Annotated in this window: 17 protein-coding genes; 4 read left to right on the plus strand and 13 right to left on the minus strand. The window is 71.2% G+C overall.

All coding sequences use genetic code 11. The features are described 5' to 3' along the window. Window positions 1-2: 2 nt before the first annotated feature. The gene (locus ACFYZ4_RS19465) at window positions 3-647 is read right to left on the minus strand and encodes an NAD(P)H-binding protein (RefSeq protein ID WP_351287655.1); all 645 of its coding nucleotides are present in this window, start codon (window positions 645-647) and stop codon (window positions 3-5) included. 23 nt (window positions 648-670) lie between these two features. Next, window positions 671-1423 (minus strand): MBL fold metallo-hydrolase, encoded by a 753-nt coding sequence (locus ACFYZ4_RS19470; protein ID WP_351287652.1) that lies wholly within the window; start codon window positions 1421-1423, stop codon window positions 671-673. Between the two features lie 81 nt (window positions 1424-1504). Between ACFYZ4_RS19470 and ACFYZ4_RS19475 the strand changes: the two genes are divergently transcribed. Together ACFYZ4_RS19475 and ACFYZ4_RS19480 are read left to right on the plus strand one after the other, a co-directional pair. Further along, entirely contained in the window at window positions 1505-2134 is a 630-nt protein-coding gene (locus ACFYZ4_RS19475) for a winged helix-turn-helix transcriptional regulator (protein WP_384342337.1), read from the plus strand. Between the two features lie 134 nt (window positions 2135-2268). Continuing rightward, window positions 2269-2799 (plus strand): recombinase family protein, encoded by a 531-nt coding sequence (locus ACFYZ4_RS19480; protein ID WP_390784513.1) that lies wholly within the window; start codon window positions 2269-2271, stop codon window positions 2797-2799. Between the two features lie 138 nt (window positions 2800-2937). Here ACFYZ4_RS19480 and ACFYZ4_RS19485 read toward each other — a convergent pair whose 3' ends face one another. Both ACFYZ4_RS19485 and ACFYZ4_RS19490 read right to left on the minus strand, forming a co-directional pair. Further along, window positions 2938-3138 (minus strand): acyl-CoA carboxylase subunit epsilon, encoded by a 201-nt coding sequence (locus tag ACFYZ4_RS19485; RefSeq protein ID WP_351287646.1) that lies wholly within the window; start codon window positions 3136-3138, stop codon window positions 2938-2940. A gap of 23 nt (window positions 3139-3161) precedes the next feature. Continuing rightward, window positions 3162-4745: an acyl-CoA carboxylase subunit beta gene (locus ACFYZ4_RS19490; protein ID WP_351287642.1), complete on the minus strand. Its 1584-nt coding sequence runs from the start codon at window positions 4743-4745 to the stop codon at window positions 3162-3164. Between the two features lie 274 nt (window positions 4746-5019). Between ACFYZ4_RS19490 and ACFYZ4_RS19495 the strand changes: the two genes are divergently transcribed. After that, window positions 5020-5640 carry a YceI family protein gene (locus tag ACFYZ4_RS19495; protein ID WP_351287639.1) on the plus strand — a complete coding sequence of 207 codons (621 nt, stop codon included), beginning with the start codon at window positions 5020-5022 and terminating at the stop codon, window positions 5638-5640. A gap of 31 nt (window positions 5641-5671) precedes the next feature. Here ACFYZ4_RS19495 and ACFYZ4_RS19500 read toward each other — a convergent pair whose 3' ends face one another. From ACFYZ4_RS19500 to ureA, 6 genes are all read right to left on the minus strand, one after another. Continuing rightward, complete coding sequence (locus ACFYZ4_RS19500) at window positions 5672-7030, minus strand: hypothetical protein (RefSeq protein WP_351287637.1); 1359 nt, start codon at window positions 7028-7030, stop codon at window positions 5672-5674. Between the two features lie 62 nt (window positions 7031-7092). Beyond that, complete coding sequence (gene cimA / locus ACFYZ4_RS19505; RefSeq protein WP_351287635.1) at window positions 7093-8721, minus strand: citramalate synthase; 1629 nt, start codon at window positions 8719-8721, stop codon at window positions 7093-7095. Between the two features lie 495 nt (window positions 8722-9216). Further along, window positions 9217-9837: a TetR/AcrR family transcriptional regulator gene (locus tag ACFYZ4_RS19510; protein WP_351287632.1), complete on the minus strand. Its 621-nt coding sequence runs from the start codon at window positions 9835-9837 to the stop codon at window positions 9217-9219. A gap of 29 nt (window positions 9838-9866) precedes the next feature. Next, window positions 9867-10913, minus strand: coding sequence for an agmatine deiminase family protein (locus ACFYZ4_RS19515; protein WP_351287629.1), 1047 nt, complete (start codon window positions 10911-10913; stop codon window positions 9867-9869). A 34-nt stretch (window positions 10914-10947) separates the two neighbouring features. Then, on the minus strand, window positions 10948-12630 hold the full coding sequence (locus tag ACFYZ4_RS19520) for an urease subunit alpha (RefSeq protein WP_390784514.1): 1683 nt from the start codon (window positions 12628-12630) through the stop codon (window positions 10948-10950). A 56-nt stretch (window positions 12631-12686) separates the two neighbouring features. Further along, window positions 12687-13433, minus strand: coding sequence for an urease subunit gamma (ureA, locus tag ACFYZ4_RS19525; RefSeq protein WP_390784431.1), 747 nt, complete (start codon window positions 13431-13433; stop codon window positions 12687-12689). 155 nt (window positions 13434-13588) lie between these two features. Between ureA and ACFYZ4_RS19530 the strand changes: the two genes are divergently transcribed. After that, window positions 13589-15022: a cytosine permease gene (locus tag ACFYZ4_RS19530; RefSeq protein ID WP_390784432.1), complete on the plus strand. Its 1434-nt coding sequence runs from the start codon at window positions 13589-13591 to the stop codon at window positions 15020-15022. Window positions 15023-15099: 77 nt separating this feature from the next. On the opposite strand, the gene ACFYZ4_RS19535 is transcribed toward ACFYZ4_RS19530, so the two are convergent. The 3 genes from ACFYZ4_RS19535 to ACFYZ4_RS19545 form a co-directional block, all read right to left on the minus strand. Beyond that, complete coding sequence (locus tag ACFYZ4_RS19535) at window positions 15100-16185, minus strand: branched-chain amino acid aminotransferase (protein WP_351287621.1); 1086 nt, start codon at window positions 16183-16185, stop codon at window positions 15100-15102. 229 nt (window positions 16186-16414) lie between these two features. Beyond that, window positions 16415-17455: a 3-isopropylmalate dehydrogenase gene (locus tag ACFYZ4_RS19540; RefSeq protein WP_351287618.1), complete on the minus strand. Its 1041-nt coding sequence runs from the start codon at window positions 17453-17455 to the stop codon at window positions 16415-16417. Window positions 17456-17533: 78 nt separating this feature from the next. Then, window positions 17534-17662 carry a hypothetical protein gene (locus tag ACFYZ4_RS19545; RefSeq protein WP_351287615.1) on the minus strand — a complete coding sequence of 43 codons (129 nt, stop codon included), beginning with the start codon at window positions 17660-17662 and terminating at the stop codon, window positions 17534-17536. Window positions 17663-17724 lie beyond the last annotated feature (62 nt).

Genomic DNA, 17724 nt, shown 5'->3' on the forward strand with positions numbered 1-17724 from the left:
GCTCAGTACGCCACGGTGATGCGACGGCGGATCGCGGTGCCACTCTCGATCGTGTCGGCCAGGGCGATCGCGTAGTCGGCGTACGAGATGCGGCTGTTGCCGTCGTCGTCGGTGAGCAGGGTGTCCCCGGCGCTGCGGTAGGCCCCGGTCCGCTCGCCCGCTCCGATGACCGCGGCGGGCGACACGTACGTCCAGTCGAGGTCGTGCACGCCGAGGTAGAGGTCGAGCGCTTCGGACTGGGCCTCGGCATTGGCCTTCCACAGCGCGGGGAAGCCCGGGTCGTCCATGACCCGGGCGCCGGTCGGCGTGCGCAGGCTACCGGCGCCGCCGATGGTGACCAGGCGGGTGACGCCGGCTCGGCGGAGTCCGTCGATCAGCGCACGGGCGGCACCGACGATCGTGGCGCGGTCGTTCTCCTGGCCGATCCGGGGGCCGACGGCCGACAGTACGGCGTCGTGGGAGGCGGCGAGGCCGGCGACCGCGGCGGCGTCGGTGACGTCACCGGTGGTCACGGTCAGGGCCTTGTGCTCGAGGCCGTCGAGGTGGCCGGCTCGGGTGACCGCGGTGACGGTGTGGCCGCGACGCAGTAGTTCCTCGGTGGCGGGCCGGCCGATGTTGCCGCTGGCACCGAACAGGACGATCTTCATGTGTTGCTCCTTGTTTCTGATGGTCAGAGGACGGGCTGGCCGTCGGCGACGATGGCCGCGGTGATGCCGCGCTCGGCGGCGGCGTGCTGGAACCGCTGCTCGATGTCGGGTTGTTCGGTGTAGAACGGCGGATTGTGGAACAGGCCGTAGTGCATGGCGCAGACGGTGCCGGCGCCGAGTGCGACGGCGGCCTCGACGCCCTGCTCGGGGGTCATGGTCGCCGGGACGTTGGCCGCGTAGCCCTCGAAGTGGGCGATGACGCCGTTGACCGGGACGAACGCGACGTCGAACGGGCCGTGGTCGCGGGCGATCTGCCACCAGCTGCCGTGCCACTGGGTGTCGCCGCAGTGGATGATCCGCCGGCCGGCGCCCTCGACGACCCAGGCGACCTGGTCGCAGTCGTTGCCGCGCCAGTCCAGCGAGGTCACCGGGGTGACGGTCAGCTCTCCGATGCGGCGTGACTGGCCCAGGTCCTGGGCGACGGGGGTGATGCCCGCCTCGTGCAGCCCGGCCGCGCTCGGGGTGTGGCAGCCGATCGTGCCGGTGGCCGCGATCCGGGCGATCAGGTCGTGGTCGTAGTGGTCGGGGTGCAGGTGGGTGATGAGGGCGTGGGTGCCGGGCGGAGTATCGACCGGGTCGACCGGCCGGTGCGGCGGCCCCATCACCGGCGCCAGCGGAGCGACGTTCTCGAGCGGGTCGATCAGCAGGCGGGTGTCGCCGAGACGGATCTCGACGCCGGCCCAGGCCAGCCGACGTACGGAAAGGGTGGTGGTCATGGGCAGCGACGCTAGACCGAGGTTGTTGAGAAAGTCAACAAGAGAGTTTTGAATCTCAACACCACGATGTAGGGTGGTGGCATGCGCACCTACGGGCAGTACTGCGGCATCGCGAAAGCACTGGACACCATCGGCGACCGATGGACCCTGCTGATCGTCCGAGAACTGCTCGCCCTGGGTCCGTGCCGGCACACCGACCTGCGCAACGGGCTGCCCGGGATCGCCAGCAACCTGCTGGTCGACCGGCTCCGCGAACTCGAGGAAGCCGGCTTGGTCCACCGCGAGGCCGCCCCGCCGCCGGTGGCCACCAACCTGTTCTCTCTCACCGAGCGTGGCCGCGAGCTGGAGCCGGTGCTGCAGGAGCTGAGCCGGTGGGGAATTCCGCTGTTGCGTGAACCGGCCGGCAGCGACACCTTCCGCACCCACTGGCTGGACATGCCCGCCCGGGCACTGACCGACCACTGCCCCGACCAGCCGGCAATCGCCCTGCAACTGCACGCCGACGGCAACGAAGACCTGGTCATCGAAGTCAAGGACGGCTCGGTGCACACACACGCCGGCCGGGTCGACCACCCCACCGCGTCACTGACCGGACCGCCGCACCTGCTGGCCGCGACCCTGCTCGGCGACCTCGATCTGAGCGCCGCAGTACAGCAAGGCCTGCGGCTCAGCGGTGAACGCGAGGCAGTACTGCGCATCCTGCCCCGCTGATCGACCGGCCGCTCGCGGGCCGGGCCGGCCGTGGCGGCCGGGCACCCCGCCCCCCGCGCCGATCGACCCGGACCTGCCGGGCGCGGACATCCGCATCGGCTGCGCCCGCTGCTCGACCCTCGGCCGTGTACGAGATGAAGCGCCTCGGCCGCGACGCCGCCGAACTCACCGCGCTGGCCGACCACCTCACCGCCCACGGCCTCATCCTGGAGATGCTCGCCGGACCCCTGCCCGGCATCTACGACCCCACCGGCCCGGGCAAGCTGCTGTTCGCGTTCTTCGCGGCGATGGCGGAGACCGAGCGGGAGAACATCCGCGAGTCGACCCTGGAAGGGCTCGACACCGCAGCCCACAAGGGCAAGCACGGCGGCCGGCCCCCCGTCATCACCGACGACATGCTCCACACCGTGCTCCGACGCCGCGGGGGGGGGGGGGGGGGAGAGAGAGAGTCCGTTGAGCAGATCCAGCCCGACCTGATCATCCCCACCGGCAAGCGCAAGGGGCACCACCCCTCGGTCGCCAGCATCTACCGGGCGCTGACCGAGCACGCCAAACGCGAGGCGTACCCCGAAGCCGTCGAGCAAGCCCGCGCCGACTTCGCCGCCGACCGGACCGGCGCGGTCCCCGAGCCCCGCCCCGCCACCTCTGACCGAGCGTCACTCTGATCACAGAGAGCTACTTGTCACTTCACGGCAGCTTCGGGAGGACAGGGCCGTTACGGGACGGTCTACGCGGCCCCGGACCGGGGATGCGGAAGGCCCCGCACCCGGAGGGGGTGCGGGGCCTTGCGCCGGGCTCTGGACTCAGCCCTGCCAGCTGTGCGGGGCGCGGAAGCCCGGGGTGCGCTCCAGGCGGCGCCAGCCGGCCTGGCGCGGCGTGCGGACCGCGGTCTCCTCGGGGGTGGCGGCGGCGCGGGCGAGCAGGATCGCGGTGATCGCGGCCAGCTCCTCGGGCGCGGCGTTGCCCTTTTCGACGCGCAGCAGGGTGTCAGTGGCGGTGGTCATGGGGTGGCAGGTCTCCTTCGCGGTTACTGCGGCGGGTTGCCGTGCTTGCGGGACGGCAGATCGGCGTGCTTGTTGCGGAGCATCGCGAGGGCGCTCACGAGGACCTCGCGGGTCTCGGCGGGGTCGATGACGTCGTCGACGAGGCCGCGCTCGGCCGCGTAGTACGGGTGCATCAGTTCGGCCTTGTACTCCTTGACCATGCGGACGCGCATGGCCTCGGGGTCCTCGGCGTCCGCGATCTGCTTGCGGAAGATGACGTTGGCGGCACCCTCGGCGCCCATCACGGCGATCTCGTTGGTGGGCCAGGCGTAGGTGAGGTCGGCGCCGATGGACTGGGAGTCCATGACGATGTACGCGCCGCCGTAGGCCTTGCGCAGGATCAGCGAGATCCGCGGGACGGTGGCGTTGCAGTACGCGTACAGCAGCTTGGCGCCGTGGCGGATGATGCCGCCGTGCTCCTGCGAGACGCCCGGGAGGAAGCCGGGGACGTCCAGCAGGGTGACGATCGGGATGTTGAAGGCGTCGCACATCTGGACGAAGCGCGCGGCCTTCTCGGAGGCCTCGATGTCCAGGACGCCGGCGAGGTGGCCGGGCTGGTTGGCGACGATGCCGACGACCTGGCCGTTCATCCGGGCCAGGGCGCAGATGATGTTGCGGGCCCAGCGCTCGTGGATCTCCAGGACGTCGCCCTCGTCGACGATCTCCTCGATGACCTTGAGCATGTCGTACGGGCGGTTGCCGTCGGCGGGCACCAGGTCCAGCAGGACCTCGCTGCGGCGGTCCGCGGGGTCGCTCGTCTCGTGGACGGGCGGGTTCTCGCGGTTGTTGGAGGGCAGCATCGAGATGAGGTAGCGGACCTCGGAGATGCAGGTCTCCTCGTCGTCGTACGCGAAGTGCGCGACGCCCGAGGTCTCGGCGTGCACGTCGGCGCCGCCGAGGCCGTTCTGGGTGATCTCCTCGCCGGTCACCGCGCGGACGACGTCCGGGCCGGTGATGAACATCTGCGAGGTCTCCCGGACCATGAAGACGAAGTCCGTGAGGGCCGGGGAGTACGCGGCGCCGCCGGCGCACGGGCCGAGCATGACCGAGATCTGCGGGATGACGCCCGAGGCCTTGGTGTTGCGCTGGAAGATGCCGCCGTAACCGGCGAGGGCGGAGACGCCCTCCTGGATGCGGGCGCCGGCGCCGTCGTTCAGGGAGACCAGCGGGGCACCGGCCGCGATGGCCATGTCCATGATCTTGTGGATCTTCGTGGCGTGGGCCTCGCCCAGGGCGCCGCCGAAGATCCGGAAGTCGTGCGCGTAGACGAAGACCGTGCGGCCCTCGACCGTGCCCCAGCCGGTGATGACGCCGTCGGTGTAGGGCTTCTTGGCCTCCAGGCCGAACCCGGTCGCCCGGTGGCGGCGGAGCTGTTCGACCTCCTTGAAGGAACCTTCGTCGAGGAGCAGCGCGATGCGCTCGCGGGCGGTCAGCTTGCCCTTGGCGTGCTGGGTCTCGGTCGCGCGGTCACTGGGGCCGCGCCGTGCCTGCTCGCGCAGGGAGTGCAGCTCGGCCACGCGCCCACGGGCGTCCGTCGGCTCGCTCGGGGTCTGGTCCACAACGGTCATGTACCGACCTTACGAAGATCGCGATGAAAAACCTCCGTTCATTCCGCACAGTCTCGGGAGTCTTCCGCTGTGTGGCCCGCACAGTACGACCGGAGGATGTAGGGACTCCGCCAGACGGGACCTCCGCCCGTTGTAGGACTTTCACAAAATGGTCTGACACTCCGCCTAGATGTTGAAATTTGAACGGAATGGGTCTACCGTCATTCCCGTCGAAGTTGTTGAACATTCAACAGATAGTCGGTCGATCCGATCGGCACACCACCGAGGAGCAGTCATGGGCATCTTCAACCGCCGCAACCAGAACGTGAACGTCCAGGACGGCGCCGCCGTCGCCACCCTGGAGATCGACCCGGCGCTCGCCGCCCTCACCGGCGACTACGTCATCGACCCGGCGCACAGCAGCATCGGCTTCACCGTCCGGCACGCCATGGTCACCAACGTCCGCGGCGCCTTCGCCGAGCACGAGGGCACCCTGCACCTGGACGGCGCCGACCCGGCCCGCTCCACGGCCGCCATCGAGGTCAGGATCGCCTCGGTCGACACCGGCATCGCCGACCGCGACGCCCACCTGCGCGGCGGCGACTTCTTCGACGCCGACGCCTTCCCGCTGATGACCTTCCGCTCCGGCACCGCGGCCGCGCTCGGCGGGGACACGTACCGCATCACGGGCGACCTGACGATCAAGGACGTCACCCGCCCGCTCTCCATCGACCTGGAGTTCAACGGCTCGGCCACGGACCCCTACGGCAACGAGCGCGTCGGCTTCGAGGGCTCCGCCGAGATCCTGCGCTCCGACTGGGGCCTCACCTGGAACGCCGCGCTGGAGGCCGGCGGTGTCATGGTCAGCGACAAGGTGAAGCTGACCTTCGACATCTCCGCCATCAAGCAGGGCTGACCGGCAGGTTCCGGCGAACCCCCGGGGGCGGTCAGAAGCCGCCCCCGCCGTCGAAGCCGCCGCCCCCGTCGAATCCGCCACCGCCGCCGAAGTCCCCGCCGCCGAAGTCGGACGGGTTGAAGTCGGCCCCGGAGACGTCCCCGCCGTCGAAACCGCCGCCCATGCCGCCGCCGAGGTCCGAGGCGTAGGCCGGGCTGGACATCATCGAACCGAGCATCGTGCCCACCAGCAGGCCGGGCAGGATGCCGCCGCCGAAGTAGCCGCCGGCCCAGGGACCGTACGCCGGGCCGGCGTCGTAGTACGGCCGCGGCCCGTGCTCGGTGTCGACCGTGCGGACCGCCGGGTCCAGGCCGTCGCGCAGGCGTACGGCGTCCGCCGCGCAGACGGGCACGGTACGGGCCGCCCCGCCCGCCGGAGCCCAGGTGGCGTCCTCGGTGCTCGGCCCGTGGCGCGGGTCGAAGAAACAGGGCGAGCGGCGCTCGGGCACCGGCTTCCCCTGCCGGCGCGCGTCCAGGCTGGCCAGCGCGTACCGGCCGTCCTCCAGGGCCTGGGTCACGCCCTTGACCTCTTCCGGGTACTGCACCGAGCCCATGATCTGCTTGGCCTTGTCGTACGAGTCGAGCCCCTGCTCGTAGTCCTTGCGCATGGCGTCGTCGGCGCCGGGCTCGGCGGGATGGAAGTCGAGCCGTTCGAGCTCCTCGCCGAAGGCCGTGATGTCCTCGTCGACGACCACGCTCAGGCGCTCCAGGGCCTCGCGCCGGGCCTCTTCCTTCTTCTTCCGGTTGCGGCGGACCAGTGCGTACGCACCGCCGCCGCCGATCACGGCCACCGCGCCGAGGGCGATCAGCCCGCCGACGGGAGCGCCGGCCTCGGCGCCCGTCGTGCCCCAGGAGGCCGGGGCGCTGCCCTTTGCTTGGCTCAGGGCCTGGTCGACGAAGTTGTCGAGCTGGGTCGCCGCGTCGGGCGTCCCCACCTTCACCGCGTCGGTCAGGTTGCGCACGGCGTTGGCCGGCATGACCGACTGGTCGGCGCGGGCGCTGAAGCCGTCGCCGAGCCGGATCGCGTAGAGCCCGGTGATGCCGGTCTCGGCCCGGACGGCGCCGAACACCTTGTCGGCGGGGAACTCGCTCGTCGCGGGCAGCACGGCGACGAACACCGGCTTCCCCGCGTCCTTGATCTTCTTCGCGAGCGCGTCGGCCTCGGCCTGCGACAGCTGTGCCCGCGCCCCCGGGTCCACGTAGACGGGCCCGTCCTTGAGGGCCTCCCCCACGGCGGCGACCCCGGTCGCCGCCGACGCCTGCGGGGCGACCGCGAGCGCGGTCCCCGACAGGCCCAGCAGCAGACCGGCCAGCACTGATCCAAGACGTACGGATATAAGCCTGGTCCTCATACGGACGACGCTACCCGAACCCGGACTTTCCTGTGTGAGCAGGACATAAGGCCGCCGCGGGCCTACTCGGCCGGTTCGACCCCCGCGTGCAGGAGGCCGTACGTGAACGCGTCCTCCAGGGCCTGCCAGGAGGCGGCGATCACGTTCGGGGCGACGCCGACCGTGGACCACTCGCGGACGCCGTCCGTCGTGGCGATCAGCACGCGGGTCGTGGACTCCGTGCCGTGCGTGCCCTCCAGGATGCGGACCTTGTAGTCGACCAGCTCGAACTTGGCCAGTTGCGGGTAGAACCGCTCCAGCGCCACCCGCAGCGCCCGGTCCAGCGCGTTGACGGGGCCGTTGCCCTCGGCCGTCGCGACGATCCGCTCGCCCTTCGCCCACAGCTTGACCGTGGCCTCGTTGGCGTGGGTGCCGTCCGGGCGGTCCTCGACGATCGCGCGCCAGGACTCGATGCGGAAGTACTTGCGGGCCCGGCCCTCGGCCTCGGCGCGCAGCAGCAGCTCGAAGGAGGCGTCGGCGGCCTCGTACGTGTAGCCCTTGAGCTCCCGCTCCTTGACCCGCTCCACGACCCGGGAGATCAGCGCGCGGTCTCCGCCGAGCTCGACGCCGAGCTCCTTGCCCTTGAGCTCGATGGAGGCGCGGCCGGCCATGTCGGAGACCAGCATCCGCATGGTGTTGCCGACCCGCTCGGGGTCGATGTGCTGGTAGAGGTCCGGGTCCACCTTGATGGCCGAGGCGTGCAGGCCCGCCTTGTGCGCGAAGGCGGAGACGCCGACGTACGGCTGGTGCGTGGAGGGGGTGAGGTTCACGACCTCGGCGATGGCGTGCGAGATGCGGGTCATCTCGGCGAGCGCGCCCTCGGGGAGCACCGTGCGCCCGTACTTGATCTCCAGGGCGGCGACGACGGGGAAGAGGTTCGCGTTGCCGACGCGCTCGCCGTAGCCGTTGGCCGTGCACTGGACGTGCGTGGCGCCCGCGTCCACGGCGGCCAGGGTGTTGGCGACGGCGCAGCCGGTGTCGTCCTGGGCGTGGATGCCCAGGCGGGCTCCGGTGTCGGCGAGGACGGTGGCGACGGTGGCGGTCACCTGGGCGGGCAGCATGCCGCCGTTGGTGTCGCAGAGGATGACCACGTCGGCGCCGGCCTCGTGGGCGGTGCGGACGACGGCCTTCGCGTACGCGGGGTTGGCCCGGTAGCCGTCGAAGAAGTGCTCGCAGTCGACGAAGACGCGGCGGCCCTGGCCGACCAGGTGGGAGACGGTGTCCCGGACCATCTCCAGGTTCTCGTCCAGGGTGGTGCGCAGGGCGAGTTCGACGTGGCGGTCGTGGGACTTGGCGACGAGCGTGATCACGGGGGCGCCGGACTCCAGCAGGGCCCGCACCTGCGGGTCCGCGGCGGCCGTGCCGCCCGCGCGGCGGGTGGCGCCGAAGGCGACCAGCTGGGCGTTCTTGAAGTCGATCTCGGCGCGTGCGCGGGCGAAGAACTCGGTGTCACGGGGGTTGGCGCCGGGCCAGCCGCCCTCGATGAAACCCACTCCGAAGTCGTCCAGATGGCGGGCGATCGTCAGCTTGTCGGCGACCGTGAGGTTGATGCCCTCGCGCTGGGCGCCGTCGCGCAGGGTGGTGTCGAAGACGTGGAAGCTGTCGTCCAGGCCCCCTGAGCGCACAGTTGCCGCCTCTGGTGTCGTCGTCATGCTGATCTGACTCCTGTCGGATGAGTGGTTCCGGATGCCCGCCAAGGGGGCAGGCCGCCGTCACTGCCCCCATCATCGCGCGCGGTCCGGTCCCGGCTCGGATGGTCCGGGAAACGAAAAAACCTCTCGCGGGTAGCGAGAGGTCTGCGCGCGGGTCCGAGGCACGGTGGCCGCTTCCGCGAAGTTCTTCCGCGGTTCAGCGGCCACTGGGGACCGGCGCGCTGCTGGCGATAATCATGAGCTGAGCAGGCACGCTGGCAGTGTGCCACACCGCTCGCCGCGGATGGACGGGGATCTCAGCATGCGGGCAGCGGCTCGCGCGGGCGTTCGGGGTGCTGGACACCGTGGGCGACCGCGGCGCCGTTGCGGGGCTCCGCCCCGGACCCCGCGCCTCAAACGCCGGCGAGGCTGAGGGTGGCGGGGCTGAGCGTGTGCAGGGCTGGGGGTTGCGGGGCTGAGGGCGTGCAGGGCTGAGGGTGTGCAGGGCTGAGGCTGCTACGGCCTGAGCGACAGGGTGTCCGTCAGGAACTCGCGGACGTGGTCGAGGATGGCCATCCTGTCGAGGGTCGGCAGGCCCACCGCCAGCTGGATGCTGAATCCGTCGAGCAGGGCCCGGATGCGGGTCGCCACGCGGTCGGCGTCCACCGGGCGGAACTCCCCGCGCGAGATGCCCTCGGCGAGCAGTGCCACCAGGTCGCGGTGCCAGGCGCCCTCGATGGCCGCCTGCCGCTCGCGCTCCTGCGGGCCGGCGTTCTGGGAGCGGTTCCACACCTCCAGCCACAGCGTCCAGTGCGGGTCGCGGGCCTGCGTGGGCACGTACAGGTCGACGTACGCGCGCAGGCGCTCGGCGACCGGACCGCGCCGGGAGAGCAGGGCCCGCCGCTCGCCGCCCAGTGCCGCCTCGCTCCACTCCAGGGTCTGCAGCAGGAGCTCGTCCTTGCTGCGGAAGTAATAGAGGAGATGGCCGCTGCTCATGCCGACCTCACGGCCCAGACCGGCCATGGTCAGGCCTTCCAGGCCGCGCTCGGCGATCGTGGCCATGGCGGCGACGAGTACGTCCTCGCGCGGGGGCGCGTTCTTTCTCGCCGCCCGTACCGGTACTCCACCCGCCACCATGGGCCCACTCCTCGTCCGTTGCCCGAAGGTCAGACCTTCGGCTGCTGCTGGGTGATGCAGTGGATACCGCCACCCCCGGCGAAAATCGTACGTGCGTCAACCAGTGTCACGGTCCGCCCGGGGAACAGTCCGCGGAAGATCTCCGCCGCTTCCTCGTCGCGCGGGTCGTCGAAGGAGCACAGCACCACGCCGCCGTTGCACAGGTAGTGGTTGATGTACGAGTAGTCCACCCACTCCCCGTCCTCCTCCAGCACGGTCGGCGCGGGGATCTCCACGACCTCCAGCTGCCGGCCCCGCGCGTCGGTGGAGGCGCGCAGGATGGCGGCGATGGTCTTGCAGCGCTCGTGGTCCGGGTGGGCCGGGTCGGGCTGGGTGTGGACCATGACGACGCCGGGGCGGGCGAAGGCGGCGACGATGTCGACGTGGCCCTGGGTGCCGTAGGTGCCGTAGTCCCCCGCGAGGCCGTACGGCAGCCAGATCGCCTTGGTGGTGCCGAGGTGGGCGTGGATCTCCGCCTCGACCTGCTGGCGGGTCCAGCCGGGGTTGCGGCCCTCTCCCAGCTGCACGGTGTCGGTGAGGAGCACGGTGCCCTCGCCGTCGACGTGGATGGCGCCGCCCTCGTTGACGAGCGCGGTGCTGTACGTACGGGTGCCGGCCACGTCCGAGACGTGCCGGGCGATCTTCGCGTCGTGGTCCCAGCGGGCCCACTCCTGCGCGCCCCAGCCGTTGAAGGTCCAGTCGACGGCCGCGATCTCGCCGGCGTCGTTGGTGACGAAGGTCGGGCCGATGTCGCGCATCCAGGCGTCGTCGAGCTCCTGCTCGACCAGCTGGACGTCGTCGCCGACGATCGCGCGGGCGCTCTCGGCGTCGCCGGGCGAGACGACCAGGGTCACGGGCTCGTACGAACGGACCGCGCGGGCGACGGCGCCCCAGGCCTCGCGGGCCTCGGCGAGCTCCTGCTCGTTGGTGAAGGTCGGGTTGGGGCTCGGCCAGGCCATCCAGGTGCGCTCGTGGGGCGTCCACTCGGCGGGCATCCGGAAGCCGTCGTTCACGGGCTTGGCGGGCTGTGCAGTCATGGCAGGGGTCCTCACAGGCTTACAGGCGGTGCTCTTACAAGAAGTACAGGCGGTTGAGGGAGACGGATTCGGCGGGTTCGGAGCGCAGCGGTTCCCCGTCGAGGGAGACGAGTCCGCTGCGCGCGTCGACATCGACCGCGCCCACCCGGGAGTTGAGGAGGAGGTCCTTGGGGCCGATGCCGCGGGTGCCGCGGACGGCGACGCGGCGCCGGCGGGTCGGCATCTCGTCGGAGCCGAGCGAGGCGGCCGCGGCGGAGACGAAGGCGACGGAGATGTCGGCCGCGGTGGCCCCGTACGCACCGAACTGTGGGCCGAGCACCAGCGGTTCGCAGGTGTCGGTGGCGGCATTGGGGTCGCCGGTGACCCCGTACGCCGGGAAGCCGGACTTGAGGACGAGTTGGGGCTTGGCGCCGAAGAACTGCGGGCGCCAGAGCACGATGTCGGCGAGCTTGCCGACCTCGATGGAGCCGATCTCGTGGGCCAGGCCGTGGGCGATGGCCGGGTTGATGGTCAGCTTGGCCATGTACCGCAGCACGCGGGCGTTGTCGTCGCCCTCGCCGTCACCGGCGAGGGGGCCGAGCTCGCCCTTCATCTTGGCGGCCATGGCGAAGGTCCGGCGGATGGTCTCCCCCGCGCGGCCCATGCCCTGGGCGTCGGAGGAGGTGATGCCGATCGCCCCGAGGTCGTGGAGCACGTCCTCGGCGCCCATCGTGCCCGCGCGGATCCGGTCACGGGCCATGGCGGCGTCGCCCGGCAGGTCCGGCTTCAGGTCGTGGACGGAGACGATCATGCCGTAGTGCTCGGCGACCGCGTCCCGGCCGAAGGGCAGCGTCGGGTTGGTGGACGAGCCGATGACGTTGGGCACGCCCGCCATCTTCAGCACGTTCGGCACGTGCCCGCCGCCGCAGCCCTCGATGTGGAAGGCGTGGATGGTCCGGCCGTCCAGCACCCGCAGGGTGTCCTCGACGGACAGGCACTCGTTGAGACCGTCCGAGTGCAGGGCGACCTGTACGTCGTGCTCCTCGGCCACCCGCAGGGCGGTGTCCAGGGCGCGGGTGTGGGCGCCCATGTCCTCGTGGACCTTGAAACCGGAGGCGCCGCCCTCGGCCAGCGCCTCCACCAGCGGAGCCGCGTCCGAGGAGGAACCACGGGCGAGGAAGCCGATGTTGACGGGCCAGGCGTCGAAGGCGTTGAAGGCGTGCTTCAGCGCCCACGGGGAGTTGACGCCGACGCCCCAGACCGGGCCGAACTCCTGGCCGATGACCGTGGTGACACCCGCGGCGAGCGAGGCCTCCATGATCCGCGGGGAGAGCAGGTGCACGTGGGTGTCCACGGCTCCGGCGGTGGCGATCAGGCCCTCGCCGGAGACGATCGAGGTGCCGGTGCCGACGACCACGTCGACGCCGTCGAGGGTGTCCGGGTTGCCGGCCCGGCCGATCGCGTGGATGCGGCCCTCGCGGATGCCGATGGACACCTTGCGGATGCCCAGCACCGCGTCGATGACCAGCACGTTGCTGATCACCACGTCACAGGTGTCGCGGACCGCGGCCGCCTTCAGGTGCAGACCGTCACGAGCGGTCTTGCCGAAACCCGCCAGGAACTCGTCGCCGGGCTTCTGCGCGTCCGATTCCACCCGGACGGTCAGCCCGGAGTCGCCGAGCCGGACCCGGTCCCCGGCGCGGGGGCCGAAGACGGAGGCGTACTCGTGCGGGTCGATGTGCCGGCTGCCGGGGGCGCAGTGCGCGCTGTGATCGCTGTGGGGGGTCTGACGGCTCACGTCCGTGCTCCTTCGCCACCGGTCTCGCCACCGGTCTCGCCACCGGTTTCGTCCCTGGTTCCGGCCACTCCGAGATATCCGCAGGCCGCCGCGCGCCGCAGGGCCTCCTCCTTGGCTCCGGGGGCGTCCAGCGGGCCGTCGACCAGGCCCGCGAAGCCGATCGCGATGCGGTCGCCGCCGAGGGGGACGAGGCCGACCTCGCCCTCGCCGTGCGGGTCGAACCGTACGGACGAGCCTGCGGGCACGCACAGCCGCATCCCGTAGGCCGCGGCGCGGTCGAAGTCGAGCCGCGGGTTGGCCTCGAAGAAGTGGAAGTGGGAGGTGACGCTCACCGGCACGGCGGCGGTGTTGCGCACGCGCAGGTGCACGACCGGCTCCGGCTGGGGGACGCCGGGGCCGGGGACGACCGCGCCGGGGGCGTCGTCGCCGAGCCCCTGCGCGCCCCGGATCGGCGACGAGACCACCGCGAGGCGGGACCCGTCGTCGAAGACGGCCTCCACGTGCACCTCGGTGACCACGTCGGAAACGCCCGGCAGGACATCGCCGGGGCCCAGCACGCTGCGGGCCTCCTCGATGGCCTCCGCGAGCCGCTTGCCGTCGCGCGCGGCCTCGCAGACCGTGTCGGCGATCAGCGCGGTGGCCTCCGGAACGTTGAGTTTCAGGCCACGGGCCCGCCGGGCCCTGGCCAGTTCCGCTGCACTGCGGAGCAGCAGCCGGTCACGCTCCGTAGGGGTCAGCCGCACGCCGATCCACCACCTCTTGAGTCGATGGGTTAGAGCATCACTCTAACTCTTCATTTCGTTGTAGGGAATCATTGACCTGGGACATGGGCTTGAGTCACATTGAGTGTCGCTCAAATAATGCGAACCACCCCCCGCCCTGCCAAGGGAGTCCCCCCATGCCCATCGAACAGCGCGGAGTCGACACCATCCCGGAGGAGGAGCGGACGAGCGGTCCCCGTGACCTGATCTCGATCCTCCTCGGCTCCAACCTCTGCCTCGGTGTGATCGTCTTCGGCTGGCTGCCCCCGTCCTTCGGACTGGGCCTGTGGCCCTCGGTCACCGCCATCGTGACCGGCACGCTCGTCGGCATCGCCTTCACCGCGCCGCTCGCGCTCGTCTCCCTGCGCACCGCGACCAACCTCTCCACCTCGAGCGGCGCACAGTTCGGCGTCCGCGGCCGGCTCGTCGGCTCGGTGGTGGGCCTGCTGCTCTCGCTCGGCTACACCGCCCTCACCCTGTGGATCGGCGGCGACGTGATGGTGGGCGCCCTCTCGCGGCTCACCGGGCTTCCCGACACCGGTGTCTCGCGCGCGGTGATGTACGGGGTGCTCGCCGCGTGTACCGCCGTCGGGGCCGTCTTCGGCTACCGGCTCCTGCTGCGCATGAGCAAGATGCTCTCCATCGGCATGGTGGTCCTGCTGGCCGTCGGCTTCCTCGCCTACGCCCCGGACTTCACCACCGCCGCCCCGCCGGAGACCTCGTACCTGCTCGGCTCCTTCTGGCCGACGTGGCTGCTGGCCGCCGTCGCCGCCGGGCTCAGCGGGCCCGTCGCCTTCATCACCCTGCTCGGCGACTACACCCGCTACATCTCCCCGCGCCGGCACGGCTCCCGCAAGGTGCTCTGGGCCACCGCCTTCGGCCTGCTGATCGGTCTGCTGATACCGCAGCTGTTCGGTACGTACACCGCGCTGGCCGCCAGGGCGGGGCTGGACTACGCCGGGCCGCTCGTCGAGACCGCGCCCTTCTGGTACCTGGTCCCGCTGCTGGTCGCCGCGGCGGCCGGCTCGGTGGGCAATGCCGGGCTGATGCTCTACTCCATGGGGCTGGACCTCGACGCGATCGTCCCCAAGGCCACCCGCACCACCGCCACCCTGGTCGCCGCCGCCGTCGCCACCGCCTTCGTCTTCGTCGGCTCCTTCGAGTGGGACGTGCAGTCCGCGATGACCTCCTTCGTACTGCTGCTGACCGCGATCGGCACCCCGTGGGCCGTCATCACCCTCATCGGGTACGTGCGCTGCCGCGGGGTCTACGACGCCGACGCGCTCCAGGTCTTCAACCGCCGCTCGGTGGGCGGGATCTACTGGTACCGCTCCGGCTGGAACCTCGCGGCCACCGCCTCCTGGGCGGTCGGCGCGGGCGTCGGTCTGCTCGCCGTGACCACCCCCTTCTACGAGGGCCCGCTGCTCGCCCTCACCGGTGGCGTGGACTGCTCCTTCGTCCTCTCCGGCCTGACGGGCGGGCTCGTGTACACCGCGCTCACCGCCCGCCGCTCCCCCGCCCCGGTCCCGGCACTCGCCGCCCCCGCCGCCGAGGAGCCCGCGAACGCCTGAGCACCCCCGTACGCACACAGGCCCGCACCCCGGAATCTCCGGGGCGCGGGCCTGCGTACGTACGGGGCCGGTCGGGACTAGCCCAGCGGGTGCATCCAGCCATGGGTGTCGGCGCTGTGGCCGGTCTGGAGCTCCAGGAGCGCCTTGCGCAGCCGCATGGTGACCTCGCCGGGCTCGCCGTCGCCCTGGGTCCAGTCGGCGCGCTCGGACTTGACGGAGCCGACCGGGGTGATGACGGCGGCGGTGCCGCAGGCGAACACCTCGGTGAGGGTGCCGTTCGCGTTGTCGCGCTGCCAGTCCTCGGTGGTCAGGCGGCCCTCCTCGGCGGTGTAGCCGAGGTCGCGGGCGATGGTGAGGAGCGAGTCGCGGGTGATGCCCGGAAGGAGCGAGCCGGTGAGCTCCGGGGTGACGATGCGGTCGCCGTACACGAAGTACAGGTTCATCCCGCCCATCTCCTCGATCCAGCGGTGCTCGACGGCGTCGAGCCAGACCACCTGGTCGCAGCCGTGCGAGGCCGCCTGGGCCTGCGCGACCAGCGAGGCCGCGTAGTTGCCGCCGGTCTTGGCCGCGCCGGTGCCGCCCTTGACCGCGCGGACGTAGTCCTCGGACAGCCAGACGGAGACGGGCTTGACGCCGCCGGGGAAGTACGCGCCGGCGGGCGAGGCGATGACGATGAAGAGGAACTCGTTGGCCGGGCGGACCCCGAGGCCGACCTCGGAGGCGAACATGAACGGCCGCAGGTACAGCGAGGCCTCGCCGGAGTCCGGCACCCAGGCACGGTCCTGCTTGATCAGCGCGTCGCAGGCCTCGATGAACAGCTCGGCCGGCAGCTCCGGCATGGCCATGCGGCGGGCGGAGGCCTGGAAGCGGGCGGCGTTGGCCTCGGGGCGGAAGGTGGCCACGGTGCCGTCGGGCTGACGGTAGGCCTTGAGCCCCTCGAAGATCGTCTGCGCGTAGTGCAGGGTCATGTTCGCCGGGTCGATCGCGAGCGGCGCGTACGGGACCAGCTCGGCATCGTGCCAGCCGCGGCCCTCGGTCCACTTGATCGTCACCATGTGGTCGGTGAAGTGGCGGCCGAAGCCGGGGCTGGCCAGGATCGCCTCGCGCTCCGCATCGGACAGCGGGTTCGAGGAGGGCTTGAGCTCGATCGTGGGCGTCGTCATGAGTGCTTGTCCTTCACCGGTTGTGTATGGCGGACCGCGCTCACGGCGTACTAGGACGTCCGAGCTTCCCCGCATTCCGCGGCCTCGCGTTCGATTATCGCGCGCGAGGGAGCTGCGGAGAAGCGGGGACTGCGGCCCAGGGGAGATGGTGGCACCCGGGGCCGCACAGGAAAAGCCGCCAGGGCCCATTGTGACCCGGCGGCTTCCTACCTGAGGTGGGGCTGCCGGGTCAGCCGGCTACTCGAGCGGCGAGCGCGTCGCCGATCGCGTCGGTGGAGCGGAAGGTGCCGTCGCGCTCCGCCAGGTCGGCGGAGACCGCGTCCTCGATGCGGGCGGCCTGGGCCTCGTAGCCGAGGTGGCGCAGCAGGAGGGCGACGGAGAGGATCGTCGCGGTCGGGTCGGCCTTGCCGGTGCCGGCGATGTCCGGGGCCGAGCCGTGGACGGGCTCGAACATGGACGGGAAGGCGCCGGTCGGGTTGATGTTCCCGGAGGCGGCGAGGCCGATTCCGCCGGTCACGGCGGCGGCCAGGTCGGTGAGGATGTCACCGAAGAGGTTGTCCGTGACGATGACGTCGAAGCGGTCGGGCTGGGTGACGAAGAAGATCGTCGCGGCGTCGACGTGCAGGTAGTCGGTGGTGACCTCGGGGTACTCCTGGCCGACCTTGTCGAAGATGTTCTTCCACAGGTGACCGGCGTACACGAGGACGTTGTTCTTGTGGACCAGCGTCAGCTTCTTGCGGGGGCGGGCGTTGGCCCGCTCGTACGCGTCGCGGACCACGCGCTCCACGCCGTACGCGGTGTTGAGGCTGACCTCGGTGGCCACCTCGGCGGGGGTGCCGGTGCGCAGGCTGCCGCCGTTGCCGGTGTACGGACCCTCGGTGCCCTCGCGGACCACGACGAAGTCGATGTCCGGACGGCCGGCGAGCGGGGTGGCCGTGTTGGGGAACAGCTTCGACGGGCGCAGGTTGATGAAGTGGTCGAACGCGAAGCGGAGCTTCAGCAGCAGACCGCGCTCCAGCACGCCGGACGGGACCGAGGGGTCGCCGATGGCGCCGAGGAGGATCGCGTCGTGGTGCTTGAGGGCTTCGAGCTCCGCGTCCGGGAGGGTCTCACCGGTGCGGTGCCAGCGCTGCGCGCCGAGATCGTATTGCCTGGTCTCCAGCTTCACATCCTGGGGCAGGACCGCGGTAAGGACCTTGAGTCCCTGAGCCACGACTTCCTGGCCGATGCCATCACCGGGGATCACTGCGAGATTGATGCTGGTCGACATGGCGAAACCGTACTCCCTGTCCCAGCCCTCAGACATATTGCGTCCATCATGTGGACGCAATATGTCCGCACGGGTGGCTCAGTGGCCGGTCGATCCGCCGTTGTCACGGCGGTCGAGGGCGCGCTGGAGGGCGGCGGCGGCGTTCTTGCGGTCGGCGGCCGAGGCGGAGGTGTGGCGGACGCGACGGACGGCGGTGGTTGCGGTCATGGTGATCGACTCCTTGAGATCACGGCGTGGCGGGGCCACGGATGAGGGGTTCCTTCAAGGCG

This window comes from Streptomyces sp. NPDC001513 (assembly GCF_042894695.1).
Classification (GTDB): Bacteria; Actinomycetota; Actinomycetes; order Streptomycetales; family Streptomycetaceae; genus Streptomyces.

What these genes read in the sequence shown, in the direction of transcription:
- ACFYZ4_RS19465 (WP_351287655.1), bottom strand. Translation starts at nt 647, where the DNA reads ATGAAGATCGTCCTGTTCGGTGCCAGCGGCAACATCGGCCGGCCCGCC.
- ACFYZ4_RS19470 (WP_351287652.1), bottom strand. Translation starts at nt 1,423, where the DNA reads ATGACCACCACCCTTTCCGTACGTCGGCTGGCCTGGGCCGGCGTCGAG.
- ACFYZ4_RS19475 (WP_384342337.1), top strand. Translation starts at nt 1,505, where the DNA reads ATGCGCACCTACGGGCAGTACTGCGGCATCGCGAAAGCACTGGACACC.
- ACFYZ4_RS19480 (WP_390784513.1), top strand. Translation starts at nt 2,269, where the DNA reads ATGAAGCGCCTCGGCCGCGACGCCGCCGAACTCACCGCGCTGGCCGAC.
- ACFYZ4_RS19485 (WP_351287646.1), bottom strand. Translation starts at nt 3,138, where the DNA reads ATGACCACCGCCACTGACACCCTGCTGCGCGTCGAAAAGGGCAACGCC.
- ACFYZ4_RS19490 (WP_351287642.1), bottom strand. Translation starts at nt 4,745, where the DNA reads ATGACCGTTGTGGACCAGACCCCGAGCGAGCCGACGGACGCCCGTGGG.
- ACFYZ4_RS19495 (WP_351287639.1), top strand. Translation starts at nt 5,020, where the DNA reads ATGGGCATCTTCAACCGCCGCAACCAGAACGTGAACGTCCAGGACGGC.
- ACFYZ4_RS19500 (WP_351287637.1), bottom strand. Translation starts at nt 7,030, where the DNA reads ATGAGGACCAGGCTTATATCCGTACGTCTTGGATCAGTGCTGGCCGGT.
- cimA (WP_351287635.1), bottom strand. Translation starts at nt 8,721, where the DNA reads ATGACGACGACACCAGAGGCGGCAACTGTGCGCTCAGGGGGCCTGGAC.
- ACFYZ4_RS19510 (WP_351287632.1), bottom strand. Translation starts at nt 9,837, where the DNA reads ATGGTGGCGGGTGGAGTACCGGTACGGGCGGCGAGAAAGAACGCGCCC.
- ACFYZ4_RS19515 (WP_351287629.1), bottom strand. Translation starts at nt 10,913, where the DNA reads ATGACTGCACAGCCCGCCAAGCCCGTGAACGACGGCTTCCGGATGCCC.
- ACFYZ4_RS19530 (WP_390784432.1), top strand. Translation starts at nt 13,589, where the DNA reads ATGCCCATCGAACAGCGCGGAGTCGACACCATCCCGGAGGAGGAGCGG.
- ACFYZ4_RS19535 (WP_351287621.1), bottom strand. Translation starts at nt 16,185, where the DNA reads ATGACGACGCCCACGATCGAGCTCAAGCCCTCCTCGAACCCGCTGTCC.
- ACFYZ4_RS19540 (WP_351287618.1), bottom strand. Translation starts at nt 17,455, where the DNA reads ATGTCGACCAGCATCAATCTCGCAGTGATCCCCGGTGATGGCATCGGC.
- ACFYZ4_RS19545 (WP_351287615.1), bottom strand. Translation starts at nt 17,662, where the DNA reads ATGACCGCAACCACCGCCGTCCGTCGCGTCCGCCACACCTCCGCCTCG.